23 protein-coding genes and 1 pseudogene are annotated in these 23,832 nt (G+C 74.4%); 12 read left to right on the plus strand and 12 right to left on the minus strand.

Features of this window, described 5'->3' with window-relative positions; all coding sequences use genetic code 11:
- Positions 1-76: 76 nt before the first annotated feature.
- The gene (locus ACFVT2_RS29595; protein ID WP_390022765.1) at positions 77-1,357 is read left to right on the plus strand and encodes a hypothetical protein; all 1,281 of its coding nucleotides are present in this window, start codon (positions 77-79) and stop codon (positions 1,355-1,357) included.
- A gap of 6 nt (positions 1,358-1,363) precedes the next feature.
- Here ACFVT2_RS29595 and ACFVT2_RS29600 read toward each other — a convergent pair whose 3' ends face one another.
- Positions 1,364-3,487 (minus strand): ATP-binding protein, encoded by a 2,124-nt coding sequence (locus ACFVT2_RS29600; RefSeq protein WP_390022734.1) that lies wholly within the window; start codon positions 3,485-3,487, stop codon positions 1,364-1,366.
- 630 nt (positions 3,488-4,117) lie between these two features.
- On the opposite strand from ACFVT2_RS29600, the gene ACFVT2_RS29605 reads away from it, so the two are divergent.
- Positions 4,118-4,795: a TIGR00266 family protein gene (locus tag ACFVT2_RS29605; protein WP_390022735.1), complete on the plus strand. Its 678-nt coding sequence runs from the start codon at positions 4,118-4,120 to the stop codon at positions 4,793-4,795.
- Positions 4,796-5,020: 225 nt separating this feature from the next.
- Here the strand turns inward: ACFVT2_RS29605 and ACFVT2_RS29610 are convergent, their stop codons facing one another.
- From ACFVT2_RS29610 to ACFVT2_RS29630, 5 genes are all read right to left on the minus strand, one after another.
- Positions 5,021-5,266: a hypothetical protein gene (locus tag ACFVT2_RS29610; protein ID WP_390022736.1), complete on the minus strand. Its 246-nt coding sequence runs from the start codon at positions 5,264-5,266 to the stop codon at positions 5,021-5,023.
- 398 nt (positions 5,267-5,664) lie between these two features.
- On the minus strand, positions 5,665-6,072 hold the full coding sequence (gene msrB, locus ACFVT2_RS29615) for a peptide-methionine (R)-S-oxide reductase MsrB (RefSeq protein ID WP_390022737.1): 408 nt from the start codon (positions 6,070-6,072) through the stop codon (positions 5,665-5,667).
- A 16-nt stretch (positions 6,073-6,088) separates the two neighbouring features.
- Complete coding sequence (gene murC / locus ACFVT2_RS29620) at positions 6,089-7,492, minus strand: UDP-N-acetylmuramate--L-alanine ligase (RefSeq protein WP_390022739.1); 1,404 nt, start codon at positions 7,490-7,492, stop codon at positions 6,089-6,091.
- Between the two features lie 185 nt (positions 7,493-7,677).
- The gene (locus ACFVT2_RS29625) at positions 7,678-8,319 is read right to left on the minus strand and encodes a response regulator (protein WP_390022740.1); all 642 of its coding nucleotides are present in this window, start codon (positions 8,317-8,319) and stop codon (positions 7,678-7,680) included.
- On the minus strand, positions 8,316-9,560 hold the full coding sequence (locus tag ACFVT2_RS29630) for a sensor histidine kinase (RefSeq protein ID WP_390022742.1): 1,245 nt from the start codon (positions 9,558-9,560) through the stop codon (positions 8,316-8,318). Before ACFVT2_RS29630 ends, ACFVT2_RS29625 begins: the two co-directional genes overlap by 4 nt.
- 203 nt (positions 9,561-9,763) lie before the next feature.
- Here ACFVT2_RS29630 and ACFVT2_RS29635 point away from each other — a divergent pair, with 203 nt between their 5' ends.
- Together ACFVT2_RS29635 and ACFVT2_RS29640 are read left to right on the plus strand one after the other, a co-directional pair.
- Positions 9,764-10,852 (plus strand): ABC transporter permease, encoded by a 1,089-nt coding sequence (locus tag ACFVT2_RS29635; RefSeq protein ID WP_390022767.1) that lies wholly within the window; start codon positions 9,764-9,766, stop codon positions 10,850-10,852.
- Positions 10,849-11,535 (plus strand): ABC transporter ATP-binding protein, encoded by a 687-nt coding sequence (locus ACFVT2_RS29640; protein WP_390022743.1) that lies wholly within the window; start codon positions 10,849-10,851, stop codon positions 11,533-11,535. The genes ACFVT2_RS29635 and ACFVT2_RS29640 overlap by 4 nt, the downstream gene beginning before the upstream one ends.
- Before the next feature lie 184 nt (positions 11,536-11,719).
- Here the strand turns inward: ACFVT2_RS29640 and ACFVT2_RS29645 are convergent, their stop codons facing one another.
- Positions 11,720-11,923, minus strand: a complete 204-nt coding sequence (locus ACFVT2_RS29645) for a hypothetical protein (protein WP_390022744.1) — start codon at positions 11,921-11,923, stop codon at positions 11,720-11,722.
- Here ACFVT2_RS29645 and ACFVT2_RS29650 point away from each other — a divergent pair.
- Positions 11,922-12,044 carry a hypothetical protein gene (locus ACFVT2_RS29650; protein WP_390022745.1) on the plus strand — a complete coding sequence of 41 codons (123 nt, stop codon included), beginning with the start codon at positions 11,922-11,924 and terminating at the stop codon, positions 12,042-12,044. The genes ACFVT2_RS29645 and ACFVT2_RS29650 overlap by 2 nt on opposite strands.
- A gap of 107 nt (positions 12,045-12,151) precedes the next feature.
- Here the strand turns inward: ACFVT2_RS29650 and ACFVT2_RS29655 are convergent, their stop codons facing one another.
- Positions 12,152-12,631 carry an indole-3-glycerol phosphate synthase gene (locus ACFVT2_RS29655; protein WP_390022746.1) on the minus strand — a complete coding sequence of 160 codons (480 nt, stop codon included), beginning with the start codon at positions 12,629-12,631 and terminating at the stop codon, positions 12,152-12,154.
- Between the two features lie 171 nt (positions 12,632-12,802).
- Entirely contained in the window at positions 12,803-13,642 is an 840-nt protein-coding gene (locus ACFVT2_RS29660; RefSeq protein ID WP_390022747.1) for a pyrimidine reductase family protein, read from the minus strand.
- 67 nt (positions 13,643-13,709) lie between these two features.
- Between ACFVT2_RS29660 and zapE the strand changes: the two genes are divergently transcribed.
- Positions 13,710-14,834 carry a cell division protein ZapE gene (gene zapE / locus ACFVT2_RS29665; RefSeq protein WP_390022749.1) on the plus strand — a complete coding sequence of 375 codons (1,125 nt, stop codon included), beginning with the start codon at positions 13,710-13,712 and terminating at the stop codon, positions 14,832-14,834.
- 103 nt (positions 14,835-14,937) lie between these two features.
- On the opposite strand, the gene ACFVT2_RS29670 is transcribed toward zapE, so the two are convergent.
- From ACFVT2_RS29670 to ACFVT2_RS29680, 3 genes are read right to left on the minus strand one after another with little or no spacing between them, the layout of a single operon-like run.
- A complete protein-coding gene (locus ACFVT2_RS29670; RefSeq protein WP_390022750.1) occupies positions 14,938-15,135 on the minus strand; it encodes a hypothetical protein in 198 nt (65 codons plus the stop codon).
- Positions 15,136-15,188: 53 nt separating this feature from the next.
- Positions 15,189-15,869 (minus strand): ABC transporter, encoded by a 681-nt coding sequence (locus ACFVT2_RS29675; protein WP_390022752.1) that lies wholly within the window; start codon positions 15,867-15,869, stop codon positions 15,189-15,191.
- Entirely contained in the window at positions 15,869-16,753 is an 885-nt protein-coding gene (locus tag ACFVT2_RS29680; protein ID WP_390022768.1) for an ATP-binding cassette domain-containing protein, read from the minus strand. The genes ACFVT2_RS29675 and ACFVT2_RS29680 overlap by 1 nt, the downstream gene beginning before the upstream one ends.
- 321 nt (positions 16,754-17,074) lie before the next feature.
- Here ACFVT2_RS29680 and ACFVT2_RS29685 point away from each other — a divergent pair, with 321 nt between their 5' ends.
- From ACFVT2_RS29685 to ACFVT2_RS29710, 6 genes and pseudogenes are all read left to right on the plus strand, one after another.
- Positions 17,075-17,737 carry a peptidyl-tRNA hydrolase gene (locus tag ACFVT2_RS29685; protein ID WP_390022770.1) on the plus strand — a complete coding sequence of 221 codons (663 nt, stop codon included), beginning with the start codon at positions 17,075-17,077 and terminating at the stop codon, positions 17,735-17,737.
- Between the two features lie 89 nt (positions 17,738-17,826).
- Positions 17,827-18,480: a LysE family translocator gene (locus ACFVT2_RS29690; protein ID WP_390022753.1), complete on the plus strand. Its 654-nt coding sequence runs from the start codon at positions 17,827-17,829 to the stop codon at positions 18,478-18,480.
- 173 nt (positions 18,481-18,653) lie between these two features.
- Positions 18,654-19,971: pseudogene (locus ACFVT2_RS29695) on the plus strand (DUF692 domain-containing protein).
- A gap of 9 nt (positions 19,972-19,980) precedes the next feature.
- Positions 19,981-20,988 (plus strand): TIGR04222 domain-containing membrane protein, encoded by a 1,008-nt coding sequence (locus ACFVT2_RS29700; RefSeq protein WP_390022755.1) that lies wholly within the window; start codon positions 19,981-19,983, stop codon positions 20,986-20,988.
- Between the two features lie 137 nt (positions 20,989-21,125).
- Positions 21,126-21,923: a TIGR04222 domain-containing membrane protein gene (locus ACFVT2_RS29705; protein ID WP_390022756.1), complete on the plus strand. Its 798-nt coding sequence runs from the start codon at positions 21,126-21,128 to the stop codon at positions 21,921-21,923.
- Between the two features lie 137 nt (positions 21,924-22,060).
- Entirely contained in the window at positions 22,061-23,770 is a 1,710-nt protein-coding gene (locus ACFVT2_RS29710; RefSeq protein WP_390022758.1) for an alpha/beta hydrolase, read from the plus strand.
- Positions 23,771-23,832 lie beyond the last annotated feature (62 nt).

Below are 23,832 nucleotides of genomic sequence, written 5' to 3' on the forward strand. Positions count from 1 at the left end.
GCCGGGAGCCGGGAGCCGGGAGCCGGGAGCCGGGAGCCGGGAGCCGGGAGCCGGGAGCCGGGAGCCGACCTTCGGACTGTCGCCGGAATGGCTGCTCGCGGACGGCAGGCCGTTCGTGGACGGGCTCGTCCTGTCGCATCCGGAACAACGGGAACGGTTGCTCCGCGTATGCCCCGAAGCCGAGAAAGCAGCCGTACTCGCCGGCGACCCCTGCTTCGACCGCATGCTGGCCGCCCGCCCGTACCGGGAACGGTTCCGGCGGGCCCTCGGCGTGCGCCGCGGCCAACGGCTCATCGTCCTGAACTCGACCTGGAACCCGGAAGGTCTGTTCGGAAACGGCGGTGAGCAGGACGTCCTGCCGAGCCTGCTGCCCCGGATCGCCGCCGAACTGCCGGCCGACGACTACCGGCTGGCAGCCGTCCTGCATCCGAACATCTGGTACGGCCACGGCCCGGGCCAGATCCGCATGTGGCTCGACCGTGCCCGTCGCAGCGGGCTGGCCCTGATCGACCCCGTGCGCGCGTGGCGGCAGGCCCTTCTGGCCGCGGACGTCGTGCTGGGGGACTTCGGGGCGGTCTCCTACTACGCCGCGGCGCTGGGCATCCCGGTGCTGCTGGCGGCCGCCGGGGAGGACCGACTCGACCCGGAGGCGCCGCTCGCGGCGTTCGTCCGGGACGCTCCGCGGCTCGACCCCCATGCCCCGTTGCGCGACCAGTTGGTGGAGCTGCTGGCGCGGCACCGACCGCTCGCCGGGCCGGCGGAGTACACCACCTCGGCCCCGGGAGCCTCGGCGGAACTCCTGCGACGGCACTTCTACACACTGCTGGATCTCCCCCGGCCCGCCACTCCCGCGCTGCTGGAACCGCTGCCGCTACCGCCGCACGATCCCCCGCGCCGCACCAACCCGCTGGACGTCCGTACGCAGGTCCGCGGTACGGACGTCATGATCGAGCGATCCACCGGGCATCCGTACGACGCCGCCGGCGAAACGCACCGCGCCGTGCACGAGGACACCCGCGATCCCGGAGACCTGGCGACGGCCGACGTGATCTGGCGTGACGGGCCGCCGGACGACCCCTGCCTGGGTGGCCCGGACGAGTGGACCGCGGAGATACTGCACCGTCATCCGCACTGCGCACTCGCCGCGTACGTCAGCGGGCCGGACCGCTGCACCGTGCGCACCCGGCACCTCGGTGTGTTCCGGCTGTCGGCGGGCCCGGGCGCGGACGCCGACCCGGCGGCGTACGCCTCTGCGCTGCACGCGTGGTTGGTGCGCGGCGGCGAGGTGCCGCCGGGCGGGGCGACGCTCCGGGTGCACGCGGCCGGCGGCGTGCACCCGGTGGTGTGCACCCGGTGACGGCTGCTACTCCCCGGCTTCGCAACGCTCCCGGAGCCGAGCGAGGTACTCCAGATGCGGAGTCGCCCCCTCCGGCGTGAGCAGGCGTTCGGCCTCGGCGATCCCGGCCAGCGCCGCGGCATCGTCGCCGGCGTCGTGCAGCGTCTCGGCGAGGTCGGTGAGCACGCGGCCCTGGTTGTACGCCTCGCCCTGTTCCGCGAAGAAGTCCCGTGCGCGCTCAAGGCGGACGCGGGATTCCGCCAACTGCCCCAAGCCGCGCAGGGCACGCCCTTGGTGGCGCTCGGCCAGGGCGAGGGCGCGCGGCAGGTCCTCCGCGCCGTTCTGCTCGGCGGAGATCCGTCGGTACAACTGCTCCGCCTCGACGAACCGCTCGTACGCCGCTCCGTACCGCCATTGACTCAGCATCAGCAGGCCCGACAGCTCCACGGACGACGCCTCCCCCCGCAGGTGGCCCGCCGCGCGCTCTCCCGTGACGGCGAGGTGCGTCTCGCGGTCGGCCTCCTCCCATCGCCGCAGTTCGCCGAAGCAGTGGCCGAGTTGGAAGTGGAGGGCGGCTGCCGTGCGCGTATCCGGATGGTGCTCGTCGGCGCACCGGGCCGCGATCTGGAGAGCGGGCAGCGCCTCGTCCCAGTACCCGGCCTTCAGTTGCAGCGGCCACAGCGCGCGGGCCAGCCGCAGCGCCACGTCGAGGTGCCCGTAGGCGTCGGCCACGGAGACCGCCCGGATCACATTCGCGGCCTCGACCCGCAACGCCGCCATGCCCGCGGCCTCGTCGCGGTACGGCGTGCCGTCCACCGGCGCGGGCTCGACCCGCCAGCTCCGCGGCAGCGCGGCATGTGCGGCGTGCAGCGCTCGGTTCAGCAGGCGGTCGAGTACGCGGGACACCGCCGCGGCGCACTCCGCGATTCCGTGCTCCGACCCCGCGGCGTCCGCCAGGAGTCGCCGCACCTCGGGACGGAAGCGGTAGCGGCCCTCGTGCAGGGGCTCCACCAACTGCACGTCCACCGCTTCGGTCAGCATCCGGGCGGCGTCCTCCGGGGCGACGTCCGCGGCGGCCCCGGCCAGGTCGGCGTCGAACGCGGGCCAGCCGCCCACCGCAGCCAGCCGGCACAGCCTCGCCGCCTCCGGGCCGAGCTCGCGGCACGCGGCCCGGGCCATGCCGTGCACCGGAGAGCGCCCGGTGGGAGCGTCCGCCGGGTCCGGGTGCGGCGGTTCCGCGGTCAACAGGCGCATCGCGGCCGCCTTCAGGGCGAACGCGTTGCCCGCACAGCGGCCCAGCAGCGCCGGCAACTGCGACTTGGCGTGCGCCACTTTCTCCGGTCCGGCGACCTTCCTGAGCATCTTCACCGCGTCCCGGTCCTTCAGCTGCGGTACGGCGATGCGTTCCGCCTCCAGCGCGAAGGCCGGTCCGGACGCGATCACCAGGAGGAAGACGGAGGGGGTGGCGGGGATGAGGTTGCGGACCTGTGCGACGCGTGCGGCGTGGTCGATCACCACCAGCGCCCTGCGGCCGGCCGTCAGCCGCCGGTACAGCTCCTCGCGCCCGGCCTCCGTGGGTGGGACGCGTTCCCGCTCGACCCCCATTTTCCGCAACAGGCGCAGCAGGACCTCGGACGGCCCCGGACCGTTCTCCGCGGCTTCGTCACGGAGGTCGACGTAGAACTGTCCGTCGGGGTACCGGGCGATCTCGGCGGCGCCCCAGTACAGGCCCACGGCGGTGGTGCCGATCCCCGGGGGCCCGTGGAGCAGGGCGGCCCGCGGCCGACCCGCGGCCGGCCGAACCGCCTCCCGGGTCAGCTCCTTCAGTACCCGCTGGCGGTCGGTGAAGTTCCTGGTGGCGGGCGGCAGTCCGGCTCCGGGGGTCAGCGGTGGCGCGGGGGCCGGCATGCTCCGCAAGAGCTGAGCCCACTCGCCGTTCTGCTGCCGGTCCCGGCCCAGTCGCGCGTGCAGCTCCTGCGCCAGCGCCTCCCACCCCGTCGGACTCGCCGGGAGCGGTGCCTCTCGCCCCAGGGTCCGTCGCACCAGCGCGCCCGTCGACACGAGCACCTGCTTGCCCATCTCTCCCGCGGCGCCATTTCCTACCGCGGTGAGGAATGCGGTGAGCGCTCCCACCGTCACGATCTCGAACACGCCAGCCCCCTCCCCTGGTCCCTGGGTTCGGTATCTGGCTGGACTGTATCCCCGCCACAGCAGGCCGGGGAAACGATCTGGCCCCGACAAAAGGGGCCGCCAGCCGTCGCGGACCAGGCAGCGGCACGGTCCGACACCCCGACCGAGGACGACCTGGCGGCGGCGTCGCGGAAGTTACGGGGGTGGGGCCTGGTCGACATCGCGGGCCCGCAGCGCGGCCATCCCGCCCCTGCGCCAACTCGCCGCCCCCGGCGCCCCGTTGCGCCACTCCGGCGACTTCGACGGCGAAGCTCTGCGCAGCGCCGCCCAGCACATCGCCGCCCAGCGCGCCGGCAAGCCGAGGCAGCCGCGTCACCAGCCCGTCCGGGCACCGCAGCCACGGCGCGCTTCGCAATCGCGTTCGAGCGTGTGGCGGTCACGGCGCGCGAGACGCGGAGACCTGGCGGATGCGGCGGGCCATACCGGAGCCATTGCCGCCCGGGGGGGGGACCCGATGGGCCATACCTCCTACGCCTCTGGAGCCTCCGAAGGCTTTCGGCCGGGCCGCGGTGCGCAGCGTCGCCCGTAGCATGCGATCCACCGAGAACCACTCCGTCAAAGACTGAGAACCACTCCGTCAAAAGGGCCGACATGAAGATCGAAGTACGACACAGCCCCTCGTTCGCGGTGGCCCGGGTGCACCTGGTGGCGGGCGAGGTCGTCCGCGCCGAGTCCGGGGCGATGATGGCCACCTCCGCGGGGATCGGCGTCGAGGCGAAGGCCGAGGGCGGCCTGTTCAAGGGGCTCAAGCGCAGCGTCCTGGGCGGCGAGTCCCTCTTCGTCACCCGTTTCACGGCAGGAGCCGAGGGCGGCTGGGTCGATCTCACCGCGCGCCTTCCCGGCGATGTGACCAGCGTCGCCGTCGACGGCGGCGTCAACCTCGCCCGCGGCGCGTGGCTGTGCTCGTCCGAAGGCATCGACCTCGACACCAAGTGGGGCGGGTTCAAGAACCTGGCCGGTGGCGAGGGCGGCTTCCTGGTGCGCGCCGAGGGACAGGGTCAGGTTCTCGCCACCTGTTACGGGGCGCTGGACGAGGTCGAGTTGCAGCCCGGCGAGCAGATGGTGCTCGACTCCGGGCATCTGGTCGCGTTCGGTGACGGCGTCTCCTACACCACGCGCAAGGTGGCCCGCGGGCTGATGCAGACCCTCAAGTCCGGCGAGGGCCTCGTCTTCGAGTTCACCGGCCCCGGCCGGCTGTGGACCCAGAGCCGCAACCCCAACGAGCTGGTCACCTGGCTCACCGCGAAACTCCCCTTCAGCCGGGGGTAGTTCGGTTCACCACCCGGGCACCGTGCCCATGCGCCGGGGACGGTGCCCGGGCGCGGGCCGGCGTCCGGGCGCCGGCCGAGCCGGGCGCGCGGCTGGGGGTTCAACAGCCGGCCCCACCGTCGAAGCGGCGTGGGCGGCACCCGCGAGCGACAGCCACGGGATTCGGCGCGTCCCAAGTAAGTGCGTCGCATTTTGCATTAATCTCCACTAACCGTATGAAGTTGATCAATTACTGATCGCATCCGATCGATTTTCGGAGATGACATGCGCAAGCTTCGCAAGGCTGCCGTCGTAATGACCGTTCTCGGCAGCGTCGGCCTCGTCGGCGCAGGCACCGCCTACGCCCATTGCGGGACGGACCGTGGCGACAGCCACCCCCAGCCGAGCCACCAGAACATTTCCCGGCAGCAGTCGAGCGGCAGACATCAGCACGGCAGATCGCACGGCCGCAAGCTCGTCGTCCTGCAGCACACCTCATGCCGGGCAGTCGACAGGAACGTCGACGTATTCGGTCAGGCCGGGTTCTTGGACGGCTTCCTGGGCCACGGGCACGGGTGGAAGGACAGGCGGGGCGTGCAGGCCACCAGGATCGGCTCGTCCGAGGGATGCAACAACGTCGTCCGCCTGTAAGGGGAAGCCTCCGCGCAGCGCCGCCGCCGTGGCGAGGGCTCGGCACGCGAAGCCGGACGCACTCGGTGCGCCACTGATCTGACCCGTCGGGCTGGCGGGACGTCGCCCCCAACAGCCCGGATGCCCGCTCCCCGATCACCGGGGCGCGGGCATCAGCACGTCACCCCAACCACTGACGGCACGTCAAACAGCCACGGCGGCTACCAAAACCACAGCCACAGCCACGACCGGCGCAGACCTCAGCTCTCGTCCGGAGCCAGCCGCAGCGAGATCGAGTTGATGCAGTACCTCTGGTCCGTCGGCGTCGGGTAGCCCTCCCCCTCGAAGACGTGCCCCAGATGCGAGCCGCAGCGGGCGCAGCGGACCTCGGTGCGGACCATGCCGTGGCCGCGGTCCTCCAGGAGCTCGACGGCGTCGGTGTCCTTGGGGTCGTAGAAGCTCGGCCAGCCGCAGTGGCTTTCGAACTTGGTGTCGGAGCGGAACAGCTCGGCGCCGCAGGCGCGGCAGGAGTAGGCGCCGGTGGTCTTGGTGTCGGTGTACTCGCCGACGAAGGCGGGCTCGGTGCCGCCCTGACGCAGGACGTGGTACTCGGCCGGGGTCAGTTCGGCGCGCCACTGCTCGTCGGGCTTGTCGATCTCGTACGTCATCGGGGGCCTCCTCAGCTCATGCGCCCAGGCGGGACAGGATGGCGGGGCCGAGGTCGGTCACATCGCCCGCGCCCATGGTGAGAACAAGGTCACCGGGCCTGGTCATTCCGGCGATGAGGTCCGGGACCGCGCTCTTTTCGGCCTCGGGGGTGACCTGGGCGCCGGCGGCCCGGGCGGCGTCGGTGATCAGGGCGCTGGTGACGCCCGGGATCGGGTCCTCGCGGGCCGGGTAGATGTCCAGGACGACGGAGGCGTCGGCGAGGGCGAGCGCCTGGCCCATCTCGGTGGCCAGCTCCTGGGTGCGGGAGTAGAGGTGCGGCTGGAAGACCACGAAGATGCGGCCGCCGGCCTCCTCGGTGGCGCCGCGGATGGCCTCCAGGTCGGCGGTCATCTCGGTGGGGTGGTGGGCGTAGGAGTCGATGACCTGGACGCCGGCGGCCTCGCCCTTGAGCTGGAGGCGGCGCTTGACGCCGGTGTACTTGCCGAGGGCGTCGGCGAGCTGGTGCGGCGGGAGGTCGAGGGCGACCCCGGCGGCCAGTGCGGCGACGGCGTTGCCGGCGTAGTGCCGGCCGGGGACGGAGACGGTGAAGGTGAGGATCTTGCCGCTGGTGAGGGTGACGGTGACGTCGCTGGCCAGGCCGTGCGGGGTGATCTGGAGGATGCGGACGTCGGCGTCCTTGGACTCGCCGTAGGTGACGATCTCGATGCCGTCGCGGCCGGCGAGCCGGGCGGTGAGCTCGCGGGCGCCGGGGTGGTCGGCGGAGACGACCAGGGTGCCGCCGGGGCGGATGCGGTCGGCGAAGGTCTCGAAGGACGCGTAGATCTCGTCCATCGAGGCGTAGTTGGCGTGGTGGTCCAGCTCGACGTTGAGGACGATGGCGACCTCGGGGGCGTACTTGTGGAAGCTGCGGTCGCTCTCGTCGGCCTCGGCGACGAAGATCCGGCCGGTGCCGTGCTCGGCGTTGGAGCCGGGGGCGTCCAGGTCGCCGCCGATGGCGTACGACGGCTTGAGGCCGAGGGCGCCGAGGGAGACGGCGAGCATCGACGTGGTGGTGGTCTTGCCGTGGGTGCCGGCGACGGCGATGGCGCGCAGGCCGTCCATCAGGGCGGCGAGGGCGTCGGAGCGGTGGACGACGGGGATGCCGCGCTGCTGGGCGGCGGCCAGCTCGGGGTTGTCGGAGCGGATCGCGGAGGAGACCACCACGCATGTGGCGTCCTGGGCGAGGTGCTCGGCGGCGTGCCCGATGTGGACGGTGGCTCCGAGGTCGCGCAGGGCCTGGGCGGTCGCGGAGTCCTTGGCGTCGCTGCCCGCCACCTCGGCGCCGCGCTTCGCGAGGATCTTCGCGATGCCCGACATGCCGGCGCCGCCGATGCCGATGAAGTGCGGCCGTTCCATCGAGGCTGGGATGGCGGGTGCCATGGGTGGGTCTCCCTGATCGTCGAGCGTGGCGTGCGGGTGGTGCGGTCGTGCCGGTCGTGCGTCGTGTCGTACGTCCGTCGTGTCGTACGTCGTGCTGCGGACGATTCTCGCACCCGGCACCGACAGCGGCGGTCCGCGACCCCGCGGCGGTGTGCGCCACGCGTCGAAGCGCCCGATCGGGGCGCTCAGCGGCGGATCAGGCCCTGCGCGGTGGCGGCGGCGACCGCGGCGGTGCGGGAGTCGACGCCCAGCTTGGCGTAGATGTGGACGAGGTGGGACTTGACGGTCGCCTGGCTGAGGAAGAGCTGTTTGCTGATCGCCGCGTTGGAGAGGCCGTCGGCGACGAGCTGGAGGACCTCGGTCTCGCGGCGGGAGAGGGCGGTGGCGGGTGTCCGCATCCGGTCCATGAGGCGCAGCGCGACGGTGGGGGCGAGCGCGGACTTCCCGGCCGCGGCGGACCGCACCGCGGCGGCCAGCTCGTCCGGCGGGGCGTCCTTGAGGAGGTAGCCGGTGGCGCCGGCCTCGATGGCGGCGAGGATGTCGGCGTCGCTGTCGTAGGTGGTGAGGATCAGGACGCGGGGCGCGCCGGGACGGGCGGTGATCTCGGCGGTGGCCCGGGACCCCAGCATCCGGCCGCCGAACTGGAGGTCCATGAGGACCACGTCGACGCCGAGCCGGCCGGCCAGTTCCACGGCCTCCTCGGCGGTGGGGACGTCGGCGGCGATCTCGAAGTCCGGCTCGGTCTCCAGGACGGCGCGGAGTCCGGCCCGGACGACGGGGTGGTCGTCGGCGAGCAGCAGCCGGACGGGGGTGGCGGGTGCGGTCACGGGGCGGCCCCCAGAGGGGTCTCGGGGACGGCGGTCGGTTCGGGGCAGGGCAGGGTGACGGCGAGCGCGGTGCCCTCCCCGGGGGCCGACTCGACGGCGAGGGTGCCCTGGAGGGCGCGGGCCCGGGCGCGCATCGCGGCCAGCCCGAAGCCGGAGCCGCCGGCCCCGGAGCCGGGCGGCGGCACCTCGGAGGGCACGAACCCGGCGCCGTCGTCGACGACGTCCAGGGCGACCTCGGTGTCCATGTAGCTGAGGGTCAGCTCGACGCGACCGGCGGCGGCGTGCTGGACGGTGTTGGCGAGCGCGGACTGGGCGATGCGCAGCAGGGCGACCTCGTGCGGGGTGGGCAGGGGGGCGGGGACGCCGGAGACCTGGCAGTGCACGGCCAGTCCGGAGGTGCGGGCGGTGGCGGCGCACAGCCGCTCCAGGGCGGCCGGCAGCGAACCGGCCTCCAGGTCGGGCGGGCTCAGGGCGCGGACGAAGCGGCGCGCCTCGGCGAGGTTGTCGACGGCGGCCGTGCGGGCCTGCCGGATGTGGCCGAGGGCGGTCTCCGGCCGCTCCGGTACGGCGCGTTCGGCGGCCCGGAGCAGCAGCTGGATGCTGGAGAGGCCCTGGGCGAGGGTGTCGTGGATCTCGCGGGCCAGGCGCTCGCGTTCGGCGAGGACGCCGGCGGCGCGTTCGGCGGCGGCCAGTTCGCTGCGGGCGGCGGTGAGCTCCTCGATGAGGCGGCGGCGCTGCTCGCTCTCCCGGTAGAGGGCCTGGTAGCCGAGGACGACGGCGACCGCGACCGCCGCGCCCAGGACGGGGCCGATGATCGTGCCGACGCTGAGCGAGCGGGTGTGCCAGGCGAATCCGGCGATGGCGAGGGCCGTACTGGCCGCGACGGCGGGCAGCGCCCAGCGCAGCGGCAGCAGGTGCAGCTGGACGAAGAAGAGCGGGAAGGCCAGCCAGACGCCGTCCGGGGTGAGCGCCAGCAGCACCATCCAGACCGCGACCACGGCGGCGAGCCAGAGCGCGGCGGCGCGGGAGGAGCTGCGGACCCGGGGCAGTACGGGGCCGAGGACGTAGAGCGCCAGCAGGACCACGGCGGTGGCGAGCACGGCCGGGGCGGTGGGTGCCCCGTCGGCGAGCGCGCGGACGGCGGCGAGCGCGAGCAGCGCGGCCACCATCAGGTGGAGGCACAGGCGCAGCGCGCGCAGGACGGGGGTGAGGGAGTGGTCGGTCCTGGCTTCTTCGGTCACGGCTCCTTCAGGCTACGGGCCGGTGCCGGGCCCGGCATCAATCGAAAGGTGGAGCACGGGCATCCAAAGGTGGAGGTCGGACCGCATCTTTCGGCGGCGGTGAACCACTCCTGGGCGCGATGCCCGGGACCCCCGCGACGGGCGACGGTGGGAGCCAGCCGCCGGGCAGCAGGCCCGGCACCGATCCGAGGATGGCCGCGCCGGTGTTCGTCGCCTGGAGAGATCTGAGATTCGCCAAGGGCCGGTTCGCCCTGATGGGGACCGTCGTCACCCTGATCACGGTGTTGGTGGGGCTGCTGTCCGGCCTGACGGCGGGGCTGGGCCGGGAGAACACCTCGGCGATCACCGCACTGCCCGCCGACCACCTGGTCTTCTCCGCCCCCGCCGGGGACGGCAAACCGTCGTTCACCGACTCCCGGCTGCCGGAACGGACGGTGCGGGAGTGGGCGCGGGTGCCCGGTGTGCGGAGCGCGGACCCGCTGGGCATCGCCACCACGAAGGCCGAGGGTGCCGGCGGGAAGTCGGCGGCGGTGTCGGTGTTCGGGGTGCGCCCCGGGTCCCGTCTGGCGCCGTCCTCGGGGCCGGCCGGTGACGGCGCGGTGGTGCTGTCGGAGAAGGCCGCCGCGGTGCTCGGCGTACGGGCCGGTGGCCAGGTCGCGCTGGGCGGCCGGAAGCTCGCCGTGACGGCCGTGTCGGGGGCGGCGATGTACAGCCACACGCCGGTGGTGTGGGCCTCGCTGGACGACTGGCACCGGCTGTCCGGGAGCCCCGGCGGCGCGGGATCGGGGGGTGCGACGGTGCTCGCCCTGTCCACCACCTCGACGGACGGTCTGGCCGCCGCGGACCGGCAGCTCGACACCCGGACGGTGGGCGCGGCGGACGCCCTGACGGCGATCGGCTCGTACAGCGCCGAGAACGGGTCGCTCCAGCTGATGCGCGGCTTCCTGTTCGCGATCTCCGCGCTGGTCATCGGGGCGTTCTTCACGGTCTGGACGATCCAGCGCAGTGGTGACGTCGCGGTGCTCAAGGCGCTCGGCGCCTCGACCCGCTACCTGCTGCGGGACGCCCTCGGCCAGGCCGTCGTCCTCCTGGCGCTCGGTACCGGCCTGGGGACCGCGGTGGCGGCCGGGGTGGGCGCCGCGGTGGGCGGCGCCGTGCCGTTCGTACTCGACCCGTCGACCGTGCTGGTCCCGGCCCTGATCATGATCGCGTTGGGTGCCGTGGGCGCCGCGCTGTCCATCCGCCGCATCACCTCCGTCGACCCGCTGACCGCCCTGGGAAGTGCCCGATGAGCCTCGAACTGACCGATGTCACCCTCACCTACCCCGACGGCGACAGCCGGCTGACCGCGCTGGACGCGGTCTCGCTGACCGTGCCGGCGGGCGGCCTGACGGCCGTGGTCGGGCCGTCGGGGTCCGGCAAGTCCAGCCTGCTGGCGGTCGCCGCGACGCTGATCCGACCGGACCGCGGGCGGGTGGTGCTCGACGGCACGGACACCGCGGGGCTGAGTCGCGGCGAGCTGACGACACTGCGCCGCACCAGCATCGGAACGGTCTTCCAGCAGCCGAACCTGCTGCCGTCGCTGACCGCGGTCGAGCAGCTCCAGGTGATGGCCCATCTGGACGGCCGCTCGCCCCGTACGGCACGGTCCCGGGCGCGGGAGCTGCTGGCGGCGGTGGGCCTTACGGGGCAGGCGGACCGGCGGCCGCACCAGTTGTCGGGCGGCCAGCGGCAGCGGGTCAACATCGCCCGGGCGCTGATGAACGAGCCCGCGGTGCTGCTGGTCGACGAGCCGACCAGTGCGCTGGACCACGAGCGGGGCGCCGCGGTCCTCGGCCTGCTGACCGACCTCACGCATCAGCGCGGCACCGCGACGGTGCTGGTCACCCACGACCGTTCCCACCTGGCCGCGGTGGACGCGGTGGCGGAGGTCCTGGACGGGCGGCTGACCTCGGGGGCGGGCGCCGGGGTGTGAGTCCCGTACGGGACGGGCGGGGGCGCCGGCCCGTCCCGTACGCCCTGCGGGTGGCTGGCCGGCCAGTTGGCCGGCGCCTGTCCGGTGGGGAGGGGTGGCACTGGGGCTGGGGCCTGTCGGGTGGATCAGGGTCGGACAGGGCCTAGCGGTGGTTTGTTAATCAGCCGCCGTCAACAAACCACCGCTAGTCGTCGCGGTGCGAGAAGGTGGGGAACAGGCCCGGTTTCCCGGCCTCCCGCCCCTTGGCGGGGTCGCTCGCCCCGGGCTTCGCCTCCTCGGCCTCCGGGGCGCCCCGCCTCGTCCGGTCCCCGCCGCGTTCCTCGTGCCTGGCCCGGTCCTCGTCCCGGCTGCGCTCCCGTTCCGCGTCCGGTTCCCGCTGCTCCGCCATGACGGCCCCTTTCCCCGAGTACGTCGACGACCTCGGCGTCCGCGCCGTCGACGTACTCGTTCTTCTCGATGCGCCGGTCCTCGGCTGTGCTGGATGCGGCCCGCTGCGGGCCGCTTTCTGACCAGGAACGCATCGATTCGGGATCGTGGTGAGCTACAGATGCCCCGTTCGAGTGAAGGAGCGGCGCGAGATTGATGGACGGGCCGGGTGGGCCGTGCCGGTCCCGGCTCAGGCGTCGCCGGACTCCTGGGGCAGATCGTCGGCGGCGTGCGAGAACAGCTTGAGGACCGGGACGCCGACCTTGTGGCGGGCCCGGGAGGCCCAGTCGCGGTGGAAGAACTCCTCGACGAAGTGCGGGGCGGTCAGCACGATCACCTCGTCCGCACCGATCTCGTCGACAACCGACTTCAGCAGGTCCAGCGGATGGTCCTCGACCACCTGCCCGACCGCCTCGGAACCGGCGGCACGCAGTGCCTCCAGGGTGTGCGCCAGCCCCTGCCCGGCGGGGACCACGGCGTTCACCCCACCGGGCTCCTCGCCTTCCCGTACGGCGTCCTCGAACTCCCCGAGCGCGACGTCGTCGATGGCCCGCAGCAGGACGTCCTGTTTGCCGCGCGGCTGCATGAGGACCACGAAGGAGACCGGATCGTCACCGTGCAGGGTGGTGACGAACTCCACGTCGGCGGGCGTCAGAGGCTTCTCGATCATCAATACGCTCGTGAACACGGCGGACGCCCTTCTTCTCTTCCGCACCGTCTGCCACGGTGCCCACAGAAACCATCCTGCCCCGTCGCCACACGGGACCTGTCGGCTTTTAGTGTGCCCAACGGAAGCTAAGCGGAACAGATAGTTCCGCTCTTTTGCGGACCAGCGGAACTGTCAGAACCGGCGGTAACGGGTGAACAGGAACCCGGACTCCTCCAGTACGGACACCAGCGCGAACCGCTCGGGAACCGCCACGGCGGGCCCGTCCATGATCCGCTGCGCAGCGCCCACCGCCACCACCGGGGCCAGCGAGAGGCACATCTCGTCCAGCGCCCCGGCCGCCGCGAACTGCCCCAGCAGACGCGGCCCGCCCTCGGTGAGCAGCCGGGTGTGTCCCCGTTCGGCCAGCGCCGCCGCCACCCGCGCCGGGTCGACGCCCCGCCCCTCGCCCGCGAAGAGCACCTCGACTCCGGCCGCGCGGGCCGCCCGCACCCGGTCCTCGGGGGCGCCGGCCCCGGTCAGCACCAGGGTGGGCACCAGCGGCTCGGTGAACAGCGGCAGGGAGAAGTCCAGGTCCAGGCCCGCGGTCACCACCGCGATGGCGGGGGCCGGGCCCTGGCCGGCGGCGGCCCGCCGGTCGGCGAACCCGGCGCGGGCCCGGGCCGGCCGGTAGCCCTCCCGCCGGACCGTTTCCGCGCCCACCACCACCGCGTCCGAGAGCGCCCGCAGCACCCCGAAGATCCGCATGTCGGCGTCCCCGGAGAGCGGCTGCGACCGGCCCTCGTGATGCGCCGCGCCGTCCAGGGAGGACACCATGTTGGCGCGCAGCCACCCGGAGCAACCGGACCGCACCGGGTCGTCCGCCGCCGGATACGCATAGGCCGCGGCCAGCTCGTCCAGGGTCCACTCGCGGTCGGTGGTCCAGTCGGGACCGGCGGTCCGGTCGGCCCCCGCCGTGGCGTCCACGGTGGCGTCCGGGGCGGGCGGGGCAGGGTGGGGGAACAGGCGTCGCATGGGCGCAGTGTGACATGCCTCGCTCACCGGGCCTGGTGGTACCGCGCAGCGACTAGGCTGGACGGCTGTGTCACCTTCCCAGCCCTCCTCCGCACCCGCCCCGATAGCCACGTCCCCGGCCGACGGGGACGGCGCCGCGCTCCCCACCGCGCTCACCGCACGCGCACCGCACGTCCCGGCCGAGCGCCTGGTCGCCGAGATGGTGCCGCCGCCGCGCTTCCAGGGCGCCCGCTTCGACACCTACCTCCCGGACCCGGGACAGCCCAGCCAGGCCGAGGCGGTGCAGGTCCTGCGGACCTTCGCCGCGGGCATCGGCAGCGGGGCGGACGCGGACGCCGGCGGGAAGCGGCGCTGGTTCTCCCGGGGGCCGAAGAAGCCCGCCGCCCCCAAGGGGCCGCGCGGGGTCTACCTGGACGGCGGCTACGGCGTCGGCAAGACCCACCTGCTCGCCTCCCTCTGGCACGCGACCCCCGGGGAGCCCGAACTCAAGGCGTTCGGCACCTTCGTCGAGCTGACCAACCTGGTCGGCGCGCTCGGCTTCCAGCAGACCATACGGACCCTCGGCGGCCACCGGCTGCTGTGCATCGACGAGTTCGAGCTGGACGACCCCGGCGACACGGTGCTGGTCTCCACCCTGCTGGGCAAGTTGGTGGAGGCGGGCGTCGCGCTGGCCGCCACCTCCAACACGCTGCCCGGCAAGCTCGGCGAGGGCCGGTTCGCGGCCGCCGACTTCCTGCGGGAGATCCAGGGCCTGAGCGCCCACTTCCGCGCGCTGCGCATCGACGGCGAGGACTACCGCCACCGCGGCCTGCCGGAGGCGCCCGCCCCGTACGACGGCGAGACGGTGACCCGCGCGGCGCACCGCACCCCCGGTGCCTCGCTCGATGACTTCCCGTCCCTGCTGGACCACCTGTCGACGGTGCACCCCAGCCGGTACGGCGCGATGTGCGACGGCATCTCGGCGGTCTGTCTCACCGACGTCCAGGCGGTACCGGACCAGTCCACCGCGCTGCGCCTGGTGGTGCTCGCCGACCGGCTCTACGACCGCGAGGTGCCGGTGTTGGCCTCCGGCAAGCCCTTCGACGAGCTGTTCAGCGACGAGATGCTGCGCGGCGGCTACCGGAAGAAGTACTTCCGCGCGATATCCCGCCTGACCGCACTGGCCCGGGACGCCAAGACGCTGGTCCCGTAGGCGGCGTCCAAGGCGTCGGTCCCGTAGGCGGCGCGCAAGACGCCGGCCCCGTACGCGGCGCCGTCGGATCGTCGTGTGCGGCCGACGGCGGGTGCCGGTCGGATCAGCCCGAGCAGGCCGAGCGCTGGGCCTCCTGCCATTCGCAGACCGGGCAGCGGACGATGCCGGGCCGCGAAGCCGGGTACTCGGTCGGGCGGCCGCACTCGACGCAGTCGGCGTACGGCGGACCCGCGGCGGGGCCGGTGGCCTCCGGGCTGCGGTCGGGCGGATCGGTTGCCAGGTGCGGATCGGTGCGCGGCATGGGGCGAGCCTACGTCGCGCGGCCGGACACGCCTCCGGCCGGACCGGGGGCGGTCAGCCGCGGCGTCCGGTGAGGGCGCAGGCCAGGGCCGCGGCGGCGGACGCGAGCAGGAGCGCGGCGGCGAGCGGCAGCCAGGGCACGGTGACGGTGCCGTGCTCGGAGCCGGTGATCATGCCGGTCAGAGCGGCGTTGGCGGGCGACGCGCCCAGGACGAGCACCAGCAGTGCGGCGATCAGTCCGGTCGGGACGCCCCAGCCGGGGCGGCGCAGTACCGGCCAGGAACACAGCGCGCCGATCGCGGTGCCCAGCAGCAGGCAGACCAGTGCGGTGAGCAGCCCGGCAGCGGTCGCGGGCAGCACCGGGACGGCGACCCGGTGGCCGGTGGAGTGCGGGTCGGAGAGCAGCGCGACGAAGGCGGTACCGGCGAGCGCGAGGAGCAGTGCGGCGCCGGCCGCGGTCAGGAGGGCGGCCAGGTGCACCCGGCCGGGTCCGACGGCGGCCGCGGCGCAATTGCGGGCGGCGGGCGGCTCGTTGGTGACGCAGATCCGGGTCAGCCAGACGGTGACCGGCAGCAACCCACCGGCGGCGTAGCCGAACGCGTCCAGGATCGGGCCGCCGGTCTGGACGCCGATGGAAAGGAACGCCGCGTGGACGAGGAGCGGTGGCAGCCAGCGGTACGAACCGGTGAGCAGCGCCGCCTGATAGCGGACCAGGGCGGTCAGGGAGGCGGTCATCAGCGGGGGTTCTCTCCGGGGGCGGGCGTGCCGGGGCCGGGCACCTGGGCGGTGGTGACCGCGCGGATGTGCCAGGGCGGGCGCGCGGTGAGCAGGGCGCGGAGCAGGGCATCGGAGTGGGCGGCCGGGACGGTCAGCCAGAGGGTGCCGTCGGGTCCGGGGACGAGGTCCGGGGCGCCGGGGAGGTCGGCCGGCGGCCGGGTGTCCGGCGGGCCCTGCGCCTCGACGACGGTTCGCGGGCCGGCGCCGTGCACCACCGCGGCGACCGCCCCGGGTTCCCGGGGCAGCAGTCGCCCGTCCGCGACGCGGTAGTGGGCGTCCGAGGCGCCGGCCAGTCGGCGCGGGTCGTGGTCGACGAAGACCACGGTGCCGCCGGCGGCGACCCGTTCGGCGACCGCCCGGTCCAGGACGTCCCGGGCGGCCGGGTCCAGGCCGGTCCACGCCTCGTCCAGGACGAGGAGTTCGGGCTCGGCGAGCAGCGCCTGGGCGACCGCGACCTTCTGGCTCGTCCCCTTGGAGAGTTCGGCCAGCGGGGTCCGGGCGTGCCCGGTGGCGCCGAAGCGGGCCAGCCACTCGGCGGCGCGACGGGCGGCGTCCGGCGTCCGCAGGCCGTGGACGCGGCCGAGGTGGGTGAGGTAGCCGGCGGCGGTGAACGGTAGGGCGGCCGGGAACCGTTCGGGCACGTAGGCGGTGCGCGGACGCCCGGTGATACGGCCGACGGTGGGCCGGTCGATGCCGGCGAGCAGCCGCAGCAGGGTGGACTTCCCGCTGCCGTTGGTGCCTTCGACGCGCAGCAGCGCGCCCTCCGGCACGTCGAGTCGCACCTCGCGCAGCACCCAGGGTCCGCGCAGGCCGTAGCGCCGTCCGACCCCGTCCAGCCGCATCCGCTGCGCTGTCTGCCGCGGCATCGGCCGCACCTCCCCCGTTCCCCTGGTTCCCCGCTCCCCCGGGTTCCCGTTGCCGCCGACGGTAGCCGGTCGGGGGGTGCGGCAGGGGCCCGGGGACGGGTTCCGCGACCGTGGGCGGTCGCGGGAGGACTGTCAGTGGCGGCTGGCAGACTGCATCACGTGACCAGGACCGAGACCGCCGGCCAGCCCGGCGAGCAGAGCCAGCCCGACCAGACCGGCCAGACTTGCCAGCCCGGTCAGACCGGCCAGACCGATGCCCAGCAGCCGAGCGCCGGCGCGGAGACGCCGCCGGAGTACGTGCTGCCGCTCGTGGTGCGCATGGAGCGGGCCGCGCCGCCCGGGCGTACGGACGCACTGGAGACCGCGGCGCGGGCGGTGCTGGTGCTGCTCTCCGACGAGCGGGCCGCCGGGGCGGGCGAGTGGGCCCGGGCGGTGCACGACTGGCAGGACTCCCGGATACGCAAGGTGGTGCGGCGGGCGCGCGGCGCGGAGTGGCGGCGGGCCGCGGCACTGCCCGGCATCACGGTCACCGGCCGGGAGGCGGAGGTGCGGGTCTTCCCGCCGGTGCCGCTGGACGGCTGGCCGAAGGACCTGGCGCGGCTCCAGGTCTCCGGGACCGAGCTGGACGATCCGCAGGCACCCGGGGAGCCGGCGGCCGACGCACCGGTGCTGTGGCTCAATCCGGAGCTGGAGATGTCGGCGGGCAAGGCGATGGCGCAGGCCGGGCACGGGGCGCAGTTGGCGTGGTGGGCGTTGTCCGCGGCGGACCGGGACGCCTGGCGCGCGGCGGGGTTCCCGCTGGCCGTGCGGACCGCGGAGCCTTCGGCGTGGGCGGCGTTGACCGGCAGCGGGTTGCCGGTGGTGCGGGACGCCGGGTTCACCGAGATCGCCCCGGGATCGTGCACGGTGGTCGCCGACCATCCGGCGTTGCGCGGCGCGGCGCTGCCGTCGGCCCGCTGAGCGCCGCCACCGCCGGCGGTGGCTCCTGCGGGCCGGGGCTCCCGTGCCCGCCGAGGGTCCGGTCCGGGGCGGGCCGTACCGTGTGCCCCATGCTGACCTCGCTCATCGGCTTCACCGTGGTGGCCGCGGTGCTGACCGTCTCCCCCGGCCCGGACTTCGCGGTGGTCCTGCGGACCGCGCTCGGTTCGGGCCGGCGCGCCGCGCTGTGCACTGCGCTGGGGATAGCCGGCGGGTGCTTTGTGTGGGGGCTGGCCGGGGCGGTGGGGCTGACCGCGATGCTGGCCGCGTCCCGGGCTGCGTACGACGCGCTGCGGGTGGCCGGTGCGGTGTATCTGGTGTGGCTCGGGGTGCAGGCGTTGTGCAGTGCCCGGCGCCGGCGCGGCGCGGACGCGGCAGCGGCGGACGCGCCGGCGGACGGCGGCGCGCCCGCGGTCCCGGGCAGCCCGTGGCGGGCGTTCCGCAGCGGGCTGCTGACGAACGTCCTCAACCCCAAGGTGGGCGTGGTCTACCTCTCCCTGCTGCCGCAGTTCATCCCGCACGGCGCGCCGGTGGTCGCCACGACGATGCTGCTGGTGACCGTGCACGCGGTGCTGGGCGTGCTGTGGCTGGGCGGGGTCACCCTGGCGGTGCACCGGGCGCGGGCGGTGCTCCAGCGTCCGCGGGTGCGGTGGCGGCTGGACCAGGCCACCGGCGGGGTGCTGGTGGCGCTGGGCACGGCGGTCGGCTTCGAGGTCGCCCGCTGAGCGGACGCCCCGGGGCCGCGGCCGGGCGGACCGGCCGGTGTACGGGCCGGTGTACGGGCCGGTCCGGCCCTCGGTGATCAAAGCTCAAATCAACCTCTGAACCGCGCGGGTGCGCGATTAGCCCGCCCGCGCGAGGTGATGAGTACCCCGACCAGGGAGCGAATGGGGGAGCTGTGCGGCGCTTGGGGACGGGTATCGGTTGGCGGCCGGAGATCGCCGCGGAGATCGCCGCGCTACCCGGCGTGGACTGGGTGGAGGTGGTCGCCGAGAACGTCTGCCCCGGCCATCTCCCGGACGCCCTGCGGGAGTTGCAGGAGCGCGGCACGACGGTGGTCCCGCACGGGGTCTCGCTCGGGCTCGGAGGCGCGGACCGGCCGGACGCCGGGCGGCTGGCGGCCCTCGCCGAGCGGGCCACCGCGCTGGACGCCCCGTTGGTCACCGAGCACATCGCGTTCGTCCGGGCCGGCGGTCCGCTGACCGCGTCGCCGCTGCTGGAGGCCGGGCACCTGCTGCCCGTGCCGCGCACCCGGGACGCGCTCGACGTGCTGTGCGAGAACGTCCGGATCGCCCAGGAGGCGCTCCCGGTGCCGCTGGCCCTGGAGAACATCGCCGCGCTGTTCGCCTGGCCCGGCGAGGAGATGACCGAGGGGCAGTTCCTGTCCGAGCTGGTCGCGCGCACCGGGGTGCGGCTGCTCATCGACGTCGCCAACCTCCACACCAACCACGTCAACCGCGGCGAGGACCCGGCCGCGGCGCTCGACGAACTGCCGGTCGAGGCGATCGCCTACGTCCACGTCGCGGGCGGCGTCGAGCGGGACGGGGTGTGGCACGACAGCCACGCGCACCCGGTGACCCAGCCGGTCCTGGACGTCCTCGCGGAGCTGTGCGCGCGAACCGATCCGCCCGGTGTGCTGCTGGAACGGGACGACGACTTCCCCGAGGGCGGTGCGCTGGCCGGTGAACTCGATGCGATCCGCGCCGTGGTGAAGGGGGCGCGCCATGTCCCGGCGGCTTGAGGCGGTACCGGAGGCCGACCGCCCGGCGGCGGACACCGGCCCGGCGCGCGAGCGACTGGCGCTGGCGCAGGCCGCGCTGCTGTCGGCGCTGGTGGCCGGGACGCCCGCGCCGGAGGGGTTCGACCGGGCCCGGCTGCGGGTGCAGAGCCTGGCGCTGGCCGCCAAGCGGGCCTCGGTGGTCGCCAAGGTCGCGCCCGAGCTGCCGGAGATCCTCGGCGACGCCTACCGGCCGGCTTTCCTGGGCTACGCCCACCACCGCCCCATGGCCGGCGGCTACCGCCAGGACGCCCTGGACTTCGCGGCGTTCCTGCTCGCCCAGGACCGTCCCGCGGACCCGGCGGCGCGGCAGCGGCTGACCCGCTGGTGGCGCGACCGGGCCGGGCCGCGCCCGCCGTCCGGGCATCCCGCGACGCGGCTCGTCCGGGCCGCCGGCCGGCGGGCGCATACCCTGCGGCGCGCGCTGCGGCGCACGTGAGGTGGTGTCATGTTCTTCACCCAGTGGGTGTATCTGGGGCTCGGCCTGTCGTCGCTGACGCTGCTCGTCGGCGCGCTGGTGGTGCGGCTGCGGACGCCGAAGGTCCGGCTGGTGGACGCGCCGACCCATGACCTCCGGGAGCTCGCGTTCCTGGCCGGCGGGCCGGGACGGGTGGCGGACACCGCGCTCTCGGTGATGCATGAGGACGGGCGGCTGGCGGTCGGCGGTCCGGGCGTGGTGACGGTGCGGCAGCCCGTCGCGCACGATCCGGTCGAGGCGGCCGTGCTGGACGCGGTCGCCGCCACGCCGGGCGGGGCGCTGGCAGCCGTTCACGGGCGGGTGATGCGCAGCCCGGCGGTGCAGAAGGTCGGTGACCGACTGGCGGCCCGGGGGTTGTTGCGGGCCCCGCGCGCCACCCGGGGCTGGCGGATGCTGGCCGGCCTCCAGGTCAAGGCGAGCGTCACGCTGTTCTTCGTCGCGGTGCTGCTGTCCTTCCTCGGCGTCCGGGACGGCGGCGGTCCGTGGGCACCGCCGGTGGTGTTCCGGGTCTTCCCGGCGGTGGTCGTCGGGTTGTCGGTCGGCGTGCCGTGCCGGCGGTCGTTCGGCCGTCGGATCACCCGGGCGGGCAAGTTCGCGCTGGCCGCGGCCCGGCCCCGGGCCGTCCGGCTCACCGATCTCCGGGACGTCGAGGCGGCCTGGCAGGTCGCCGGGCTGGCGGTGGCGCTGGGCGGTACCGCGATGCTCACGGACGAGCTGCTGCGGGACCACTTCGTGCAGGCGAAGGGGGCGGTGATGGCCTCGTCGGCGTCCGGCGGTTCGTCGTCCGGCTTCACCGACTCCGGCGGTTTTGGTGGGGACTCGGCGTGGTGCGGTGCGTCCTCGGACGGCGGTGGGGGCTCCGGCTGCGGCGCGTCCTCGTGCGGCAGCGGGTCGTCGTGCGGCGGGAGTTCGGGCTGCGGGGGCGGTTCCGGATGTGGTGGCGGGGGGTGTGGTGGCGGCGGCTGCGGCAGCAGCTGACGGCCCGCCAGGGCGGCCGGGATGGCCGAAATGGCAGGTCAGGGCCGGAAGTTCGACGATCCGCCGCCCGGCCCGGGGTGTCCACATGGTGAGATATTTCCTGGCGGGAGCGACCGTCGTCCCGTAGAACGTGCGCCATGTGGCTCCTCTTCCTCCTGCTCGCCTGGGTCGCGGCGGTCGTCTCCTGCATCCGGGTCTGCCGCACCGCGTTCGCCGCCGGCCAGGCCCTGCACCGCGCGGTGGACGCACCGCCGGACGCCGTGGCGGCTTCCGGCGACACCGGCGGCCTGACCCTGTACGAGACGGCCTACCTCTCCGGCGGCCCGCACCGACTCGCCGATGTGGTGCTCGTCCTGATGGCCCAGCAGCAACGGCTGCACCTCGCCCACACCGGCTGGGCCACGGTCGTCGACCCGGTCGGCCTGGACCCCGTCGAGCGCGCCGCGCTCACCGCCATAGGCCCCGAGGGACAGCGCCGCATACCGTCCATACGGCGCGCCCTGTCGAGCGCCGATGCGGTCCGCGGGCTGGCCGACCGGCTGGTCCGCACCGGTCTCGCGGCACCCGCCGCGGTCCGTACGGGCATCGGCTCCGCGGTCCGCCAAGTGCAGGGCGCCGCCCTCGTAGTGCTGCTGGCCGCCGGCGCGACCTACTGGATGGCGCCGTCCGGCGAGGAGGACGGGCTGGTGCTGGCGTGGTTCGCGCTCCCGCTGATCCTGGCCCTCGGCACCTGGGCCATCGCCCGCGTCGAGGCCCACCCGTACACCGACTGGGCCACCGAGGCCGGCGCGGCGCGACTGCGGCACGAGCACCACGGCGGGCGGGATAGACGGTCGGGGCCGGCCCCGGCCGGTCTGACGGGACTGGCCCTGCACGGGCCCGCCGCGCTCACCGATCCCGGTTTGCGCGCGGCACTGCACTCTTCCGGGGCATAGCGTCCGACACCGTTGTACGGTGCTTTACTTCGCCACCAATTGGCCCAACTATCCCTTTTGTATGCCCACCGTGCGGCCCCGTGCGGGCGAGCCCCACCCCGGAGCCGCGCACCGCGCACCATACGAAGGGACGGCTCGTGAGAGCACTTGCGTTGTACGGCGCCCTCGGGTCGCTGGTCCTGACCGGCCTCGCCTCCCCACCGGCCGGCGGCGCCGCCCGGGACCCGGCCGCGCCGCCCGCCCCCGTTCACCCCCTCGCCTTCGGCCGGTGCGCGGCGGTGGAGCACCTCCCGCCCTCCGTCGAATGCGGCACCCTCACCGTCCCGCTCGACTACGCGCGCCCCAACGGCAAGAAGATCAGGCTGACGGTCAGCCGGGCCCGGGCCACCGTGCCAGGCGCGCGACAGGGCGCCCTGGTCTTCAACCCCGGCGGCCCCGGCGCGTCCAGCATGCAGTTCCCGCTCTACGGGACGCTGCCGACCTGGCAGCGGACCGCCCGCGCCTACGACTTCGTCGGCTACGCACCGCGCGGGGTGGGGCGCAGCGCCCCGCTGTCCTGCCAGGACCCCAAGGAATTCGCCAAGGCACCCACGGACAGCCCGCGGTACCCCAGCGAGTCCTTCAAGCGACAGAAGGTGGCGGAGGCCAAGGCGTACGCCCGCGGCTGCGCCCAGCGGGCCGGCTCCGACCTGCCGTTCTACAACTCGGTCAACAACGCCCGGGACCTGGACATGCTGCGGGCGGCGCTCGGCGAGCAGAAGCTGACGTTCATGGGCGCGTCCTACGGGACGTACTTCGGGGCGGTCTACGCGACGCTGTTCCCCGGCCACGTCCGCCGGATGATCTTCGACAGCGTGGTCAACCCGGAGCCCCGGCAGATCTGGTACCGCAACAACCTCGACCAGAGCATCGCCTTCGAGCGCCGTTGGAGCGACTGGCTGCGCTGGGTCGCCAAGCACAACGGCACCTACCACCTGGGGACCGACAAGGAGGCCGTCCAGCACGCCTACGACACCGCCCGCCAACGGCTGCGGCGCACGCCGATCGACGGGAAGATCGGGCCCGGACAGCTCCAGGCGGCGTTCCTCAAGACCGGCTACAACGACGCGTTCTGGGCGATGCGGGCGGACGCGCTGTCGAAGTTCGTGCACGGCGACGCCAAGCAGTTGACCGCCCAGGCGCTGCCTTCCGGGGACGGCCAGGCCGAGGAGAACGCCAACGCCGTCTACACCGCCGTCGAGTGCAACGACGCGGCCTGGCCGCGCGACTGGCGCACCTGGGACCGGGACAACACCTCCCTCGCCCGCACCGCGCCGTTCGAGACCTGGGACAACGTCTGGATGAACCTGCCGTGCGCCTTCTGGCCGGACCGTAGGGAGTCGGCGACGGCCGGCATCGAGGAGGCGCTCCGCACCGCCACCGACCGGGCCGCCAAGGGCTCCGCGGACGGCGGCGGCCTGGCCGACGCCTACCAACAGGCCGCCACCACCGACCTGGACGACGCACAGCGCGGCCAGCGCGGCCCGCTCGACATCCGCACCGAGCCCGGCGCACTGCCGCCGGTGCTGCTGCTGGCCGCCGAGCGGGACGCCGCCACGCCGTACCCGGGCGCGCTGGAACTCCAGCGGCGGCTGGCCGGCTCGTCCCTGGTCACCGAGCGGGGCGCGGGCACCCACGGCATCGCGCTCGGCGACAACGCCTGTGTGAACTCCTACGTCGAGACGTACCTGCTGCGCGGAAAGGTCCCCGGGCACCGGGTGTACTGCGGCCCGCGGCCCGAGCCGGTACCGGGACAGCCGCTCCGGCGGGCCCGACAGGCACTGATCACTCCGGTGAAGGGCAAGTAACCGCCCCGGTACCCGGATCCCCGGTACGCAGACGTACGGGCCGCCCCTGCGCAGGGGCGGCC

The sequence above is a fragment of the Streptomyces sp. NPDC058000 genome (assembly GCF_042886435.1).
Classification (GTDB): domain Bacteria; phylum Actinomycetota; class Actinomycetes; order Streptomycetales; family Streptomycetaceae; genus Streptomyces.

Excerpts from the sequence above, each read along its gene's own strand:
- ACFVT2_RS29605 (WP_390022735.1), top strand. The coding sequence starts at position 4,118 with ATGAAGATCGAAGTACGACACAGCCCCTCGTTCGCGGTGGCCCGGGTG.
- msrB (WP_390022737.1), bottom strand. The coding sequence starts at position 6,072 with ATGACGTACGAGATCGACAAGCCCGACGAGCAGTGGCGCGCCGAACTG.
- murC (WP_390022739.1), bottom strand. The coding sequence starts at position 7,492 with ATGGCACCCGCCATCCCAGCCTCGATGGAACGGCCGCACTTCATCGGC.
- ACFVT2_RS29640 (WP_390022743.1), top strand. The coding sequence starts at position 10,849 with ATGAGCCTCGAACTGACCGATGTCACCCTCACCTACCCCGACGGCGAC.
- ACFVT2_RS29650 (WP_390022745.1), top strand. The coding sequence starts at position 11,922 with ATGACGGCCCCTTTCCCCGAGTACGTCGACGACCTCGGCGTCCGCGCC.
- ACFVT2_RS29645 (WP_390022744.1), bottom strand. The coding sequence starts at position 11,923 with ATGGCGGAGCAGCGGGAACCGGACGCGGAACGGGAGCGCAGCCGGGAC.
- ACFVT2_RS29655 (WP_390022746.1), bottom strand. The coding sequence starts at position 12,631 with ATGATCGAGAAGCCTCTGACGCCCGCCGACGTGGAGTTCGTCACCACC.
- ACFVT2_RS29660 (WP_390022747.1), bottom strand. The coding sequence starts at position 13,642 with ATGCGACGCCTGTTCCCCCACCCTGCCCCGCCCGCCCCGGACGCCACC.
- ACFVT2_RS29670 (WP_390022750.1), bottom strand. The coding sequence starts at position 15,135 with ATGCCGCGCACCGATCCGCACCTGGCAACCGATCCGCCCGACCGCAGC.
- ACFVT2_RS29675 (WP_390022752.1), bottom strand. The coding sequence starts at position 15,869 with ATGACCGCCTCCCTGACCGCCCTGGTCCGCTATCAGGCGGCGCTGCTC.
- ACFVT2_RS29680 (WP_390022768.1), bottom strand. The coding sequence starts at position 16,753 with ATGCGGCTGGACGGGGTCGGACGGCGCTACGGCCTGCGCGGACCCTGG.
- ACFVT2_RS29690 (WP_390022753.1), top strand. The coding sequence starts at position 17,827 with ATGCTGACCTCGCTCATCGGCTTCACCGTGGTGGCCGCGGTGCTGACC.
- ACFVT2_RS29700 (WP_390022755.1), top strand. The coding sequence starts at position 19,981 with ATGTTCTTCACCCAGTGGGTGTATCTGGGGCTCGGCCTGTCGTCGCTG.
- ACFVT2_RS29705 (WP_390022756.1), top strand. The coding sequence starts at position 21,126 with ATGTGGCTCCTCTTCCTCCTGCTCGCCTGGGTCGCGGCGGTCGTCTCC.